Source organism: Streptomyces sp. AA4, from assembly GCF_000158875.1.
In the GTDB taxonomy this organism is placed as follows: domain Bacteria; phylum Actinomycetota; class Actinomycetes; order Mycobacteriales; family Pseudonocardiaceae; genus Amycolatopsis.
This window is the reverse complement of the sequence record NZ_GG657746.1, coordinates 544,246-558,406: the sequence shown is the minus strand read 5'-3', so window position 1 is coordinate 558,406 and position 14,161 is coordinate 544,246. Positions and strand designations below refer to the sequence as shown.

Annotated in this window: 15 protein-coding genes; 7 read left to right on the top strand and 8 right to left on the bottom strand. The window is 67.5% G+C overall.

All coding sequences use genetic code 11. The features are described from left to right. Positions 1-170 precede the first annotated feature (170 nt). The 5 genes from sdhC (at position 171) to SSMG_RS43140 (ending at position 4,742) form a co-directional block, all read left to right on the top strand. Positions 171-620, top strand: a complete 450-nt coding sequence (gene sdhC, locus SSMG_RS02745; RefSeq protein WP_009072553.1) for a succinate dehydrogenase, cytochrome b556 subunit — start codon at positions 171-173, stop codon at positions 618-620. A gap of 4 nt (positions 621-624) precedes the next feature. Beyond that, the gene (locus SSMG_RS02740; RefSeq protein WP_037712346.1) at positions 625-1,041 is read left to right on the top strand and encodes a succinate dehydrogenase hydrophobic membrane anchor subunit; all 417 of its coding nucleotides are present in this window, start codon (positions 625-627) and stop codon (positions 1,039-1,041) included. A 36-nt stretch (positions 1,042-1,077) separates the two neighbouring features. Beyond that, positions 1,078-2,832 (top strand): succinate dehydrogenase flavoprotein subunit, encoded by a 1,755-nt coding sequence (gene sdhA, locus SSMG_RS02735; protein WP_009072549.1) that lies wholly within the window; start codon positions 1,078-1,080, stop codon positions 2,830-2,832. Continuing rightward, positions 2,832-3,605: a succinate dehydrogenase iron-sulfur subunit gene (locus tag SSMG_RS02730; RefSeq protein WP_009072547.1), complete on the top strand. Its 774-nt coding sequence runs from the start codon at positions 2,832-2,834 to the stop codon at positions 3,603-3,605. Before sdhA ends, SSMG_RS02730 begins: the two co-directional genes overlap by 1 nt. Positions 3,606-3,836: 231 nt before the next feature. Beyond that, positions 3,837-4,742, top strand: a complete 906-nt coding sequence (locus tag SSMG_RS43140; RefSeq protein ID WP_199785772.1) for a hypothetical protein — start codon at positions 3,837-3,839, stop codon at positions 4,740-4,742. A 73-nt stretch (positions 4,743-4,815) separates the two neighbouring features. Here the strand turns inward: SSMG_RS43140 and SSMG_RS02725 are convergent, their stop codons facing one another. Then, positions 4,816-6,198: a S8 family serine peptidase gene (locus SSMG_RS02725; RefSeq protein WP_009072543.1), complete on the bottom strand. Its 1,383-nt coding sequence runs from the start codon at positions 6,196-6,198 to the stop codon at positions 4,816-4,818. Positions 6,199-6,276: 78 nt separating this feature from the next. Next, the gene (locus tag SSMG_RS02720; protein WP_009072540.1) at positions 6,277-6,531 is read right to left on the bottom strand and encodes an SCO4848 family membrane protein; all 255 of its coding nucleotides are present in this window, start codon (positions 6,529-6,531) and stop codon (positions 6,277-6,279) included. 42 nt (positions 6,532-6,573) lie between these two features. Between SSMG_RS02720 and SSMG_RS02715 the strand changes: the two genes are divergently transcribed. After that, positions 6,574-7,803: a D-alanyl-D-alanine carboxypeptidase family protein gene (locus SSMG_RS02715; protein WP_009072538.1), complete on the top strand. Its 1,230-nt coding sequence runs from the start codon at positions 6,574-6,576 to the stop codon at positions 7,801-7,803. 56 nt (positions 7,804-7,859) lie between these two features. Here the strand turns inward: SSMG_RS02715 and yhjD are convergent, their stop codons facing one another. The 6 genes from yhjD to SSMG_RS02680 form a co-directional block, all read right to left on the bottom strand. Beyond that, on the bottom strand, positions 7,860-8,873 hold the full coding sequence (gene yhjD, locus SSMG_RS02710) for an inner membrane protein YhjD (protein WP_009072536.1): 1,014 nt from the start codon (positions 8,871-8,873) through the stop codon (positions 7,860-7,862). Between the two features lie 54 nt (positions 8,874-8,927). Next, the gene (locus tag SSMG_RS02705) at positions 8,928-9,641 is read right to left on the bottom strand and encodes a hypothetical protein (protein WP_037712340.1); all 714 of its coding nucleotides are present in this window, start codon (positions 9,639-9,641) and stop codon (positions 8,928-8,930) included. Further along, complete coding sequence (locus SSMG_RS02700) at positions 9,638-9,868, bottom strand: hypothetical protein (protein WP_037712337.1); 231 nt, start codon at positions 9,866-9,868, stop codon at positions 9,638-9,640. Before SSMG_RS02700 ends, SSMG_RS02705 begins: the two co-directional genes overlap by 4 nt. A gap of 44 nt (positions 9,869-9,912) precedes the next feature. Further along, entirely contained in the window at positions 9,913-10,932 is a 1,020-nt protein-coding gene (trpS, locus tag SSMG_RS02695; RefSeq protein WP_009072532.1) for a tryptophan--tRNA ligase, read from the bottom strand. A gap of 321 nt (positions 10,933-11,253) precedes the next feature. Beyond that, a complete protein-coding gene (locus tag SSMG_RS45920) occupies positions 11,254-11,541 on the bottom strand; it encodes a hypothetical protein (protein WP_199785771.1) in 288 nt (95 codons plus the stop codon). Positions 11,542-12,049: 508 nt separating this feature from the next. Further along, a complete protein-coding gene (locus SSMG_RS02680; RefSeq protein ID WP_199785770.1) occupies positions 12,050-12,856 on the bottom strand; it encodes an exodeoxyribonuclease III in 807 nt (268 codons plus the stop codon). Positions 12,857-12,929: 73 nt separating this feature from the next. Here SSMG_RS02680 and SSMG_RS02675 point away from each other — a divergent pair, with 73 nt between their 5' ends. Further along, positions 12,930-13,661 (top strand): MBL fold metallo-hydrolase, encoded by a 732-nt coding sequence (locus SSMG_RS02675; protein ID WP_037712332.1) that lies wholly within the window; start codon positions 12,930-12,932, stop codon positions 13,659-13,661. Positions 13,662-14,161: the final 500 nt, after the last annotated feature.

The following is a 14,161-nucleotide window of genomic DNA, read 5'->3' as shown; positions in this document are numbered from 1 at the left end:
GAGGTGAGCCGGGCGTATGGGTCGGGTCTAGCATCCATGCATCCACGCTCGATGGCCCCTGATCTCGGCACCGTCGCCGGAGTTGTCCCCAGTGGACCGACCCCGGCCGCGGGTGCGGACCTCACCGGTCACCCGGGCACGACAGTCATGACGTTGGAGGCCGTTCACCGATGTCCACCACGGCGAGCACTGCCACCGAAAGCGGGGCAGGAGCTAGCGATCGGGCGGGTGCCTCACGCCGGCAGGGAACCTTCTACCGGGGCGACCCCGGCATGTGGTCCTGGGTGCTTCACCGCATCACCGGCGTGCTGACCTTTTTCTTCCTGTTCGTGCACGTGCTCGACACCGCGCTCGTGCGCGTGTCGCCGAACACCTACGACCAGGTCATCGAGACGTACAAGACGCCGATCGTGAACCTGCTCGAGGTCGGTCTTGTCGGCGCGGTGCTGTACCACGCGCTCAACGGGCTGCGCGTCCTGCTGGTCGACTTCTGGGCCAAGGGCCCGAAGTACCAGAAGACGATGCTCTGGGTCATCGGCGTCGTGTGGGTGGTCGTGATGGTTCCGGGTGCGTTCTTCATGCTGAAGCGCACCGTCGAGACGCTTTTCGGGGGTGCCTGATCCCATGGCCGACGCTCTGATCCTCGACAAGCCGCGCTCGCCGCGGCGCCCGTCCGCCCGGCGCAGCAACTTCGAGCTCTACAGCTGGCTGTTCATGCGCATCTCCGGGCTCGCGCTGATCATCCTGGTGCTGGGCCACCTGTTCATCATGAACATCCTCGACGGCGGCGTGCACCGCATCAACTGGGGCTTCGTCGCCGGCCGCTGGGCCTCGCCGTTCTGGCAGTTCTGGGACCTGGCGATGCTGTGGCTCGCCGAGATCCACGGCGGCAACGGGCTGCGCACGATCATCGACGACTACGCGCGCAAGGACTCCACCCGGTTCTGGCTGAAGATCCTGCTCTACGTCTCGATGGCGCTCATCCTGGCCGTCGGCACGATGGTGATCTTCACGTTCGACCCCGAGATGCCCGCCTCCTAAGGGCGCACCCACCACTAGCTAGCGGAGTCTTTCCCTATGCAGTTCCACAAGTACGACGTGGTGATCGTCGGCGCGGGCGGCGCCGGCATGCGCGCGGCCATCGAGTCCGGTCAGCGCGCCCGCACCGCGGTCCTCACCAAGCTCTACCCGACCCGGTCCCACACCGGCGCGGCACAGGGCGGCATGTGCGCCGCGCTGGCGAACGTCGAAGAGGACAACTGGGAATGGCACACCTTCGACACCGTCAAGGGCGGTGACTACCTGGTCGACCAGGACGCCGCGGAGATCATGGCCAAGGAGGCCATCGACGCCGTCCTCGACCTGGAGAAGATGGGCCTCCCGTTCAACCGGACGCCCGAGGGCAAGATCGACCAGCGCCGGTTCGGCGGCCACACCCGCGACCACGGCAAGGCCGCGGTGCGCCGCGCCTGCTACGCCGCGGACCGCACCGGCCACATGATTCTCCAGACGCTGTACCAGAACTGCGTCAAGCACGGCACGGAGTTCTTCAACGAGTTCTACGTGCTCGACCTGATCCTGTCCGAGGGCGAGGACGGCACCCCGATCGCCTCCGGCGTGGTCGCCTACGAGCTGGCCACCGGCGAGCTGCACGTGTTCCAGGCGAAGTCGATCGTGTTCGCCACCGGCGGCGCGGGCAAGATCTTCAAGACCACCTCGAACGCGCACACCCTGACCGGCGACGGCCTCGGCATCATCTTCCGCAAGGGCCTTCCGCTGGAGGACATGGAGTTCTTCCAGTTCCACCCGACCGGCCTGGCCGGCCTCGGCATCCTGATCTCCGAGGCGGTGCGCGGCGAGGGCGGCATCCTCCGCAACGCCGACGGCGAGCGGTTCATGGAGCGCTACGCCCCCACCATCAAGGACCTCGCGCCGCGCGACATCGTCGCCCGGTCGATGGTCCAGGAGGTGCTGCAGGGCCGCGGCTGCGGGCCGAACAAGGACTACGTCGTCCTCGACGTGACCCACCTCCCGGTCGAGGTCCTCGAGACCAAGCTGCCGGACATCACCGAGTTCTCCCGCACCTACCTGGGCGTCGACCCGGTCAAGGAGCCGGTGCCGGTGTTCCCGACGTGCCACTACGTCATGGGCGGCATCCCGACGAACGTCCACGGCGAGGCGCTGCGCGACAACGAGCACGTCATCCCGGGCCTGTACGCCGCGGGCGAGGTCGCCTGCGTGTCGGTGCACGGGTCGAACCGGCTGGGCACGAACTCGCTGCTGGACATCAACGTGTTCGGCCGCCGCGCGGGCATCGCCGCCGCGGAGTACGCGCTGTCGCACGACCACGTCGAGCTGCCGGAGAACCCGACCGCACTGGTCGAGGACCAGCTGAAGCTGCTGCTGTCGGAGCACGGCGACGAGCGCGTCGCCGACATCCGCAAGGAAATGCAGCAGACAATGGACTCGCACGCTTCGGTGTACCGCACCGAGGACACGCTGAAGCAGGCGCTGACCGACATCCAGGCGCTCAAGGAGCGCTACCAGCGGATCACCGTGGCGGACAAGGGCAAGCGGTACAACACCGACCTGCTCGAGGCCGTCGAGCTCGGCTTCCTGCTGGAGCTGGCCGAGGTACTGGTCGTCGGCGCGATCGCGCGCAAGGAGTCCCGCGGCGGCCACGCCCGCGAGGACTACCCGAACCGCGACGACACGAACTTCATGCGGCACACCATGGCCTACAAGCAGGGCGAGGGGCTGTCGGCCGACATCCGGCTCGACTACAAGCCGGTCACCTTCACCCGCTACGAACCGATGGAGCGGAAGTACTGATGACGACGGCCACCCCAGAGGCGCCCTCCTCCAAGGCGTCCGACGAGCACACGCCGATCCAGGTCACGCTGAAGATCCTGCGGTTCAACCCCGAGGTCGACTCCGAACCGCACTGGGAGTCCTACGACGTCCCGGCGCAGCCGACCGACCGCGTGCTGAACCTGCTGTTCTACGTCAAGGACTACATCGACGGCACGTTCTCCTTCCGCCGCTCGTGCGCGCACGGCGTGTGCGGTTCGGACGCGATGCAGATCAACGGGATCAACCGGCTGGCCTGCAAGGTGCTGCTGAAGGACCTGCTGGAGAAGAACGGCAAGAAAACCGAGATCACCATCGCCCCGATCAAGGGCCTGACGACGTTGAAGGACCTCTACGTCGACATGGACCCGTTCTTCGAGGCGTACCGGGCGATCAAGCCGTACCTGATCACCTACGGCAACGAGCCGACCCGCGAGCGGATCCAGTCCCAGGCCGACCGCAACCGGTTCGACGACACCACCAAGTGCATCCTGTGCGCCTGCTGCACGTCGTCCTGCCCGGTCTACTGGAACGACGGCTCGTACTTCGGCCCGGCGGCGATCGTGAACGCCCACCGCTTCATCTTCGACTCCCGCGACGAGGGCGCCGAGGAGCGGCTGGACATCCTGAACGACGGCGAAGGCGTGTGGCGCTGCCGCACGACGTTCAACTGCACCGACGCCTGCCCGCGCGGCATCCAGGTGACGAAGGCGATCCAGGAAGTAAAACGCGCCCTCCTCTTCAAGCGCGTCTGATTCTTCTGGCGGTCCGTGAAGGGCTCCTTGAGGGAATTAGATTCCCTCAAGGAGCCCTTCACGTCTTTTAGCCCAGGTATCCACAAGTCTTGGGGTTGTTCACAGGTCGGCGCTGGACAGCCTTCCAACGCTGGCAACTGCGGCAGCATTGGTGAGATGCAGAGACAAGGCCGCTGGGCGAAGGGACCCGACGTACTCTCCCGGCACAGCACTAACCAAGTGATCCGAGCGATGACGCTGGAATCACTGGACATGAACAGCAAGGTCATCTATCGAAGATGCTTGCCTGGAGGCCCGTGGCGACGGCTGTTGCCCGGGATCATCCTCCTGCACAACAACGATCCGACACCGGACCAACTCGTGCACGCCGCCCTGCTTTACGCAGGTACTGCCGCGGTCGTCACGGGCGAAGAAGCATGCCGCCGATACGGGCTGCGCCTAGCCGTTTCCGCCGCGAGCGAGCAGCGGATTCACGTGCTGATCCCTCATCATCTCAAGAGGACCAGCTCCGACTTTGTCATCATCGAACGCACAAAACGTCTGCCTCGACCTTGGTTGCGCGCGGGTGTACCGCTTGCTCCGCTGGTCAGGGCGACAACGGATTTCGTTCGCCGAAATCGGACAGCCAACATCATCGGGCAAGCGCTGATCGAAGCAGTCCAACGAGGAGGATGCACCCCGCAGGCGCTCGCGGAAGAACTGGACCGCGGTACCAAACGCGGCACAGCACTTCCTCGCCGACTCCTCGCCGAATGGGCAAACGCCAGGTCTGTCGCCGAAGCCGAAGCGCAGAAACTGACTAGGACCCTCCCACACCCGCCGACTCACCAGAATGAAGCGCTGTACGACAGTGCCGGCAGCTATGCCGGCCGTCCGGACTTCTGGTGGGATGACGTGGGACTGGCCTGGGAAATCGATTCTCTGGATTTCCACTTCCGTTCAGCCGACTACGCGCAAACGTTGCGACGGAATACTCGCTACGCCTCGCTCGGGGTCGCAGTCGTCCAAACACTGCCGTCCAGGCTTCGCACCGAGCCGAATGCCGTCCTGGATGAACTGCGCGCCGCCTACGCTGCCGCACGTACTCGCCCTCGCCCACCAGTCTCCCTAGGCAAACCACCTGCGATGCCCGCCTAGCTTTGAAGTCCGTGAAGGGCTCCTTGAGGGAATTAGATTCCCTCAAGGAGCCCTTCACGGACGTAGGGCTGGGTCAGTGAACCGCGTCCAGAGCGTTGACTAGGCCACGCCCGTAGTACGAGTTGTTCTGCTTCGGCCCTTCACACGCCGACGCATCGCAAGCCACCGGATCCGCTTCCGCGGTAAGCAAAGCCGTCAAAGCCCGCGGCGGTGCGTTCCGATGCGTAGAAGCCAGCAAGGCCGCGACCCCGGCCGCGTGCGGCGAAGCCATCGAAGTACCGCACTTAGTGCCGTAAGCGCCGTTGAAAATCGTCGACAGCGGGCATCCCGCGCCTTGTCCGGCAGGCGGCTTCTGCCCCGAATCCCCACCCGGCGCGGTGACCGTGACTGAGCCGTAGTTGGAGTAGTAAGCCTTCGTACCCGCGTAACCAACCGCGGACACCGTCACGACCCCGTCGATCGCCTTCGGCAGGATGCCGCACGAAGAGTCGATCTTGTGTGGACGGTTCGGATCCACGGTCTGCGTACGAACGTCGAAGCCCGAGTTGCCCGCCGCAGCGATGTTGAGAGTTCCGCGCTGCGTCGAGTAAGTCACGGCCCGCCGTACGGCCTCGTACGCGGCAGCGTCGCCCGCTTCGTTGCGGCAGTAGAACATACCGGGGTCGATGTAGTAGCTGTTGTTCGTCACCTGGAAACCGTGCTGTGCGGCCCAGACAAAGCCACAGACCGCCGCCTCCGGGAAGATGTAACCGTCGTCGTTCACGACCTTCACCGAAGCCAACCGCACGCCCGGCGCGATGCCGGTGAAGCCGCGCGCCGGATCCTTGCCCGCGATGGTGCCGGCGACGTGCGTGCCGTGGTCGGAGTTCGTCGGGGTCCACGCGGAGGCGTCCGGCGCGCCGGTGACGCAGCCGGTGGAAGACTGCGCGTCCACCGCGTGCGCGAGCGCGGGGTGTTTGGCGTCGATGCCGGAATCCAGCACGCCGACGGTGACCGACCGCGAGCCAGGGTTGATCTTGTTCGCTTCCGGAGCGTGGATGGCGCGCATGTCCCACTGCTGAGTCGACAAATCGTCACCGACGGCGACGCTCTCCGTCTGCTCCAGCATGCCGATCGCCGAGCGCAGTCCGGCGCGGGCGGCGGCCTTCGCGGCGACGTCCTTGCCGCCCGAGTACGCCCGCTTCACGCCGAGCCGGTCGGCGAAGTCCGCGTTGCGCGAACTGGCGACCGCGACTCCGATCTCCGGGTAGTACGCGATCCGCTTGCCGCACTTGGCGGTCAGCTCCGCGTCGACCGAACGCTGGTTCTCGCCCGGTTGGTACAGCACGACGTAGCTGTACTGCTTGCTGGTGGTGTCACACGACGGCGCGGGCGCGGCGGACGCCGGCACGGCCACCGCACCGGCAGCGACCCCGGCTGCCGCGAGCGGGACGAGCAAACGACGTAAACGGGACATTTAGCCTCCATGGTCGGTCGCCCGAAACTAAGCCAGCCCGGACGCGCCGCGCCACCGACCAAAGGACTCATCCCCGCATCAGGTGTTCGCGCGGTCCCGGGAAGCCCCCGACGTCGCCCGGATGCCGCGCCAGCCGAGCACCCCGATGGCGGTACCGAGCACGAACGAGACCACCGTCAGGATCGCGTGCACGATGAAGTACCCCGTCGGGGAACCGTCGGCCGCCCACGACTGGTTGCTGGCCCACAGATTCTTCGCGAACGTGATCCAGATGATCCAGGACCAGATGCCGAAAGCGAACAAGGCCATCGCTGTACCTCGTGAAATGCGCATGTCTCGAGTATGCCGCCGGGCCATCGGCGCTAGATTGCGTGGGTGCACCCCGCTTTCGCCCGGTCGCTGCGAGCATTCGCCGCGACACTCGCCGCAGCCCTCGTAGCCCTTGCCGCGCCCGTCGCCCTCGCCGCGCCGGCGCTGGCGGAGCAATGCACCGACCACGCCGCGCCGCCGCCCCCGGTGGACACCTCGGAGAAGCCGAAGCCGGGCCAGTTCGTCCCGCCGCCGCTTCCGGTGCCCGCGCAGCCGGTCGGCGGCGACCGGCTGGGCGCCTGCGGCCCGATCCTCCCGCCCGGCGCGCCCCCGTTGCCCGCGGGCGACACCTCGGCGTCGTGGGTGCTGCAGGATCTCGACACCGGCGCGGTCGTCGCGGCGAAGGACCCGCACGCGCGGGAGCGGCCGGCGTCGCTGATCAAGACGCTGCTGGCGCTGGTGGTGGTCACCGAGCTGAAGCCGGAGCAGGTGATCGTCCCGACGAAGGAGGACGCCGAGCAGGAGTGCACCTGCGTCGGCATCACCGCGGGCGGGCACTACACGGTGGACCAGCTGCTGCACGGCCTGCTGATGCACTCGGGCAACGACGTGGCGCACGCCTTCGCGACCGCGCTGGGCGGCGTCGACGCGGCGGTCGTCAAGATGAACGCGCTCGCCGCCCGCATCGGCGCGACGGACACCCGCGCGGCGACCCCCTCCGGCCTCGACGGACCGGGCATGTCCACCTCGGCGTACGACCTGAGCCTGGTCTTCCACTACGCGATGAAGCAGCCGGAGTTCGCCAAGGTGGTGGCGACGAAGAATTTCACGATCCCGGCCGTCGACGGGAAGCCGCCGATCCCGGTGTTCAACGACAACAAGCTGCTCGGCGTGTATCCCGGTTTCCTCGGCGGGAAAACGGGCTTCACGGACGACGCGCGGCACACGTACGTCGGCGGCGCGGAACGCGACGGCCACCGCCTCGCGATCGTGATGATGCGGGCCGAACAGCGCCCGACGAAGGTGGTCGACCAGGCGGCGAAACTGCTCGACTACGGCTTCGCGCTGGAGAAGAGCGGCGCGCAGCCGGTCGGTCAGATCGCGTATCAGCCGCTGTCCGCCGACGCCGCCCCGATGTCCGACAAGGGCGTCACTCCCGCGGGAGCGACGACCGCGGCGGCGGAAAAGCCGGACCCGTTCGGAACGACCGGCTGGATCCTGACGGTCGTGGTGCTGCTCGTCATCGTGGCCGGATTCGTCCTCAGCCATCAGCGGAAGCGCAACGTCCGCGCGTAGCTCCCCACGAAAAAGGGCCTCCTCGATCCGCTCGAGGAGGCCCTTTTTTCGGGTGGTCAGCCCTTTCGCCTGCCTAGCCAGGCCAGCAACGCGCCAGCGCTGAACGCGCCCGCCACCGAGCCGATCCCGAGCCCGTGCTGCACCGTCACCCGCGGCTCCAGCACCACCGGAGCGGGCGGCTGCACGACGCGGCGCTGGTTCTCCCGCGCGGTCGCCGTCCAGGCCGTCACCAGCAGCAGGAACCGCGACACCAGGTTCGCGAACACCAGCAACCCGATCACCGGCCCGAAGATCGCCGCCGACGGCGACTTCGTGACGCTCGCCAGGTAAACCGTCGCGACCTGCTGCAAGACCACGAATCCGACCGCGGCGATGAGCGCGCCCTTGACCGCGCTCCGCAGCGCGACGTGCTCCCGCGGCAGCCGGGCGATCACCCACAGGAAGACCAGCGCGTTGGCGATCAGGCTGAGCACGATCGTCGCGACGTGCAGCAGGAACTTCGCCCAGCCCTGGCCTTCCAGCCCGACGAGCTTCAGCAGCAGTTCGCCGAGCCCGCTGCCCGCCGCGGTGATCGCGAACGACACGACCAGCGCCAGCCCGAGCCCGAGCAGCGACAGCAGGTCCTTGATCGTCCTGCTGACGAACGGTTCGGTCTTCTTCTCCTGGCCCCACTGCGCGGTGAGCGCGTCGCGGAGGTTGGCCATCCAGCCGACGCCGGAGTAGGCCGCCAGCAGCAGCCCGAAGATCCCGATGCCGCTGCCGGACTTCAGCGCGGCGTCGGTGATCTGCTTGACCAGGCCGCGCAGCCCCTCCGGCACCGAACTGTCGATCCCGTGCGTGAGCTGATCGATCACCGCGGCGTTGTGCCCGAGCACCATGCCGACGATCGCGAACGCCACCATGAAGATCGGGAACACCGACAGCACGCTGAAGTAGGTGATCGCCGCCGCGTAATGGTTGCCGTAGTTTTCGTTGAAGGAATCGTTGGCGCGGATCAGGTGATCCAGCCACGGGTACTTCCGCCGCAGCCGGGGCAGCAGCTTTTCCTTGTCACCGGTCTCTTTCGCCACCGGAAAACGCTAACCACGCCAACCGGGCCCCGCAACGCGAGCGTGCCCGCGCCGTTACTGCTCGTGGAAGGCGGAGACCATTTTCTGCGCGGCGGGCACCAGCAGCCGGGTCGCGTCCGCGCCGCTGATGCCCTCCGGCGCGGCGTTGTGGTCGGCGAGGTAGAGCTTGAACACGAAGCGGCCCTTGCGGAACAGCACCTCGCCGTGAGTCTGGCCCTTGCTGCGCACCTGTCCCTCGTCCGCGACCTGGGCGGGCGCGGACTGCCCGTCGTTCGGCGCGGATCCGAGATAGCCCTTCGCCGCGTCCTCGCTGAGGAAGCTGATCGCGGCGAGGTGCAGTGCGCGCCGGTCGATGCCGTTGTCGTGGCCGGTGCCGCGCTCGCAGTCGATCTGCACGTAGTTGTGCTTGGTGCTGCTGGTCATGATCATGTCGCCGACCGCGGTGGCAGGGGTTTCGGCGACCATCGGCGAGGCGTCGGTGCCGATCGCCGGGGCCACCGCGTCGGGCGTGAGCATCGGACAGGGCTGCGCGACCGATTTCGGGAAGGCCGCGCTGTCGTACCCGATGACGTTCGCCCCGGCCGGCGCGCTCATCTGCTTCGCGAAGTTCTCCGCGAACTTCTTGCCGAGGTCCTGCAGCTTGCTCGCGTTTTTGTCCGCTTTCAGGTCGAAGTCGAAGTCGACCAGCGCGTCTCCCAGGACCAGCACGGCGTCGCCGGAAGCGTCCGACGGGCTCTCCGTCTTGCGGCGCTTCGAAAAGATCTTCACCGGATGACCGGCTTGCCGCCGATCTGCACCGCTTGCGGGTTCGCCTTTTCCTTGATCGGAGCGGGGTCCGGATACTGCGAGTTCGCATAACCCGGCCGCTGCACGGTCTCGCCGTCGCCGTTCGGGTCTTTCGCCTTCTCGTTGTCCGAGCCGGACATCCCGCCGCACGACGCGACCAGCACCAGCGTCGCGACACCGAGCGGCCACAACCCAGTTTTGAACTTCACGTTATTCCATCCCCCCGGACTGGAATGCCGCTGAAGACACCCGCTCAGCTGGCGGGCAGGAACCCGACCCGCTCGTACACCGACGCGAGCGTCGCCGACGCGACCTCGCGCGCCCGCTGTGCCCCCGCGGCGAGGATCCGGTCCAGCTCGGCCACATCGTCCAAATAGGACTGGACGCTCTCCTGCAGCGGCGTGACCCAGTCGACCAGCACCTCGGCGAGGTCCTTCTTGAGATCGCCGTAACCCTTGCCCTCGTACGCGGTCTCGAGGTCGGCGATCGTGCGGTCGGTCAGCGCGGAGTAGATCGTGAGCAGGTTGGAGACGCCGGCCTTCTCCTCGCGGTCGAACCGGACCTCGCGGCCGGTGTCGGTGACCGCGGAGCGGATCTTCTTCGCCGAGCGCTTCGGGTCTTCCAGCAGTTCGATGAGCCCGTTGCCGGTCGACGCCGACTTGCTCATTTTCGCCGTCGGTTCCTGCAGGTCGTAGATCTTCGCGGTGTCCTTGACGATGAACGGCTCCGGCATGACGAACGTCTTGCCGAACCGGCTGTTGAACCGCTGCGCGAGGTTGCGGGTCAGCTCGAGGTGCTGCCGCTGGTCCTCGCCGACCGGCACCGCGTTCGTCTGGTACAGCAGGATGTCCGCGGCCATCAGCACCGGGTAGGTGAACAGGCCGACGCTCGCGTGGTCGCTGCCCTGTTTGGCGGCCTTGTCCTTGAACTGGGTCATCCGGCCGGCCTCGCCGAAGCCGGTCTGGCATTCGAGCACCCAGCTCAGCTGCGCGTGCTCGGGCACGTGGCTCTGCACGAACAGCGCGCTGCGCGCCGGGTCGACCCCGATGGCGAGCAGCTGCGCGGCCGAACGCCGCGTCCGCTCCAGCAACACCTTGGGGTCCTGCTCGACGGTGATCGCGTGCAGATCGACGACGCAGTAGAAGGTCTCGTGGGTGTCCTGCAGCCGCACCCACTGGCGCAGGGCGCCGAGGTAGTTGCCGAGGTGGAAGGAGTCGGCAGTGGGCTGAATCCCGGAAAGCACCCGCAGGCGACCGTTCTGTTCGTCAGACACGCCCGGGATTCTTTCAGGCTGCGGAGGAGGCGCTGCCGCGGCCCCGGCGGTTCGCGGAACGGAGACGTTTCGGCGGCCTTCGACCGGGTATCTGCTTCCGGAGCGGAGCTGCCGACGAAGCGTTGCCGGAGGTATTCAGGGGTGGAAACGGCCGGTCAGACAGCCGGGGTGCTGCGGGCCTTCGGCACCGAAGCCGGGCTCGCCTGGCGTTCCGGAGCCGCGCAAGTTCCCGGAGAACCGTTGCCGGAGGCATCCGAGGGGTGGAAACGGCCTTTCGGACACCGGGGCCAGGCGTTGCGGACGATTCCCGGTGCCGGATGACTAGGACTGTCGCAGGTTCAGCGCGGCCGGGGCCGGTTCGAGCGGCCGGGTCGGCTCCTCTTCGAGAACCCCGGCGGCCGCCACCGCGTCGAGCGTCTTCGCGCGGGCCTTGCGCCGCTGCCGGACGACGCCCAGCGCCATCCCGATGACGCCGAAGCCCACCGCGACCAGCCCGACCGGTCCGAGCATTCCGAACCCGGTGGACGTCGTTTCCGCCCGGACGACGCTGTCGTCCGCGAACGCCGTCGCACCCGTCCCGACCGCCGTGAGCAGGACCGTCGCCAGCACTGCCAGGATCCGCCCGCCCGCCAGCGCCAGGGAACGGCTTCCATTCCGCGCCGCGTCGCGAACCGGAGCCGGCTCGGCCGCCCTCGTCCCGGACGTCCCCGATGGGGTGACGGACGAGCGAAGCGCTGGACGGCCAAGAGCCAGCGTGGACCGTGTCACGAACCGGCCTGCGTTGCGCACCGGAGTGCCTCCCGCGAGGTGACTGTTCTGCGTGAGCGTCTCACCCGTACGGATGAGTTCTCGACGTGCTACTGGTCAGAAAACTACCGAGCGTGTCAAGTCCTGTCGGATCTGATCAACTCGGCTGCCGAGGCTAGCGCCCACTCGGGGAGTAACCGAGGCCACCCCTGCCGTCTCGGTGTCGTCGGTGGTCAGCGCCGTGCGCCGCTCGCGGAACCACGCACAGTGTCCTCGGCCCACGCCGAACCGGACAGAATCCCCCTGCGGAACAAACCCGAACTACCCTCAGCAGATTTTCATCTGCCAGTCACCAGCGGGACAACCCGGCTCAGCCCGGGAACGGCACGTCGTACGTCGCGGTGACCGGCGCGTGGTCCGACCAGCGCTGGTCGTAGGACTCGGCCCGTTCGACCACCACCGACTTCACCTTCTCCGCCAGGCCGGGCGTCGCCAGCTGGCAGTCGATGCGCCAGCCCGAGTCGTTGTCGAACGCCTTGCCCCGGTACGACCACCACGTGTACGGGCCCGGACCTTCCGGGTCGAGCCGACGCTGGACGTCGGTGTAGCCCGCCTCGTAGACGCGGCCCATCCACTCGCGTTCCTCGGGCAGGAAGCCGGAGTTCTTCTGGTTGCCGCGCCAGTTCTTGAGGTCGACGGTGTCGTAGGCGATGTTCCAGTCGCCCACCACGACGACCTCGCGACCCTCCGCGGCCGACTTCGCGCGCAGCTCGACCAGGTACGGCAGGAACGCGTCCATGAAGCGCTCCTTCTCGTCCTGCCGCTCGGTGCCGACGTCGCCGCTCGGCAGGTACAGGCTCGCCACCACCACACCGGGCAGGTGCATTTCCAGGTACCGCCCGCTGTCCTCGAACTCGGGCTCGCCGAACCCGGTGCGCACCTCGTCCGGCTCGACGCGGCTGTACAGCGAGACGCCGTTGCGCCCCTTCACGACCGAAGGCGCGTGCGCGGCGAACCACCCCTCCGGCGCGACGACGGACGCGGGCAGCTGCGCGGCCTCGGCCCGCACTTCCTGACACGCGACGACATCCGCCTCAGTGGCGGCCAGCCACTCGACGAAGCCCTTCTTGACGGCGGCCCGGAGGCCATTGACGTTGACAGTGGAGACGATTAGCACCCCGCGCACGCTACCCGCCGGGTCCGACAATTTTCCGCGCACCGCAGGTCCGGCGCGGTCCAGAATGACCGCCATGCCTCGCTTGACTGTTCTCGGCAGCTGCGGCGCCTGGCCGGAGGCCGGCCGCGCCTGCGCCGGATTCCTGCTGTCCCACCAGGATTTCCACGTCGTACTCGACCTCGGCTACGGTGCCGCGCCGCAGCTCTTCCGGCACGTCCCCGCCGACCGCCTCGACGCGGTCGTCGTGACCCACGAGCACCCCGACCACCTCGCGGACGTCAGCGCACTCGGCCGCGCCCGCCACTACACGACCGACCGCAAGCTCCCGATGTACTGCACTCCCGGCACCGTGGACCGCCTCGCGGCGATGGAGCCCAGTCCGGCCCCTGAGGAAATTTTCGACCTCCACGACCTCGACCCGGAGACCGACCTCGGCCCGTTCCGCCTCACCACCGCGCTCCTGCCGCACCACGTGCCGAATTACGGAGTCCGGCTCACCACATCCGGTTACACCCTCGCCTACACCGGCGACACCGAACCCGCTCCGCACCTGACGGACCTGGCCCGCGACGCCGACGTCCTTCTCTGCGAAGCGACCTGGCAAGGTGCGCCACCGGACGGTCCGCGCTACCTGATGACCGCCGCGGAAGCAGGTCGACTCGCCGCCGCGGCGAACGTCCGGACGCTGGTGCTCACACATTTCTGGCCGGGTTCCGACCGAGCGGTTTCGGTGGCCGAAGCCCGCGCCGAGTTCGCCGGGGAAGTGCTGGCCGCGGAAGAAGGACTCATGCTGAATCACGCATAATCGCGAGTTCCGCACAGCAAACGCGATCAACGTTCACACTGAACGCATTCACCCCGGCACTATCCGGCACAAAAGAGCAAACCGAACCGGCGCAACTGTCGCAAGGGCATCCGGCAATCGCGAACGCACCGAGCCGAAAAACGTCCGCTTGACGACCGACACCTGCGTAGCGCTCGCGGAGGTGCCCGAGCAGCGTGACGTGCGGCCATTCACAGCCGGACGGACGCATCGACTCAACCAACCGGCGGCATTCCCGGTTGGACAACTGAACTCCGTCCCACCACTCGGGACAACCGCGAACAATCACCGAAGCCGTCCGCCCCCGGCACAGCACGAGCCAGGCAAACCACACGTCGCAGCAAACTCGGCAAGCCAGCGAACCCGAACGCGGCAACAGACTCCGCACGACCGCACCGGCCGCTCAGCACCTCAGCCAAACACCAGCGAACCAGGCTCAGCACGAGCCCAAGCGAACCAGACGTCACAGCAAACCCAGCACC

Coding starts and splice junctions, on each gene's coding strand:
- SSMG_RS43140 (WP_199785772.1), top strand. CDS start 3,837: ATGACGCTGGAATCACTGGACATGAACAGCAAGGTCATCTATCGAAGA.
- SSMG_RS02720 (WP_009072540.1), bottom strand. CDS start 6,531: ATGCGCATTTCACGAGGTACAGCGATGGCCTTGTTCGCTTTCGGCATC.
- sdhC (WP_009072553.1), top strand. CDS start 171: ATGTCCACCACGGCGAGCACTGCCACCGAAAGCGGGGCAGGAGCTAGC.
- SSMG_RS02730 (WP_009072547.1), top strand. CDS start 2,832: ATGACGACGGCCACCCCAGAGGCGCCCTCCTCCAAGGCGTCCGACGAG.
- SSMG_RS02675 (WP_037712332.1), top strand. CDS start 12,930: ATGCCTCGCTTGACTGTTCTCGGCAGCTGCGGCGCCTGGCCGGAGGCC.
- SSMG_RS02740 (WP_037712346.1), top strand. CDS start 625: ATGGCCGACGCTCTGATCCTCGACAAGCCGCGCTCGCCGCGGCGCCCG.
- sdhA (WP_009072549.1), top strand. CDS start 1,078: ATGCAGTTCCACAAGTACGACGTGGTGATCGTCGGCGCGGGCGGCGCC.
- SSMG_RS02725 (WP_009072543.1), bottom strand. CDS start 6,198: ATGTCCCGTTTACGTCGTTTGCTCGTCCCGCTCGCGGCAGCCGGGGTC.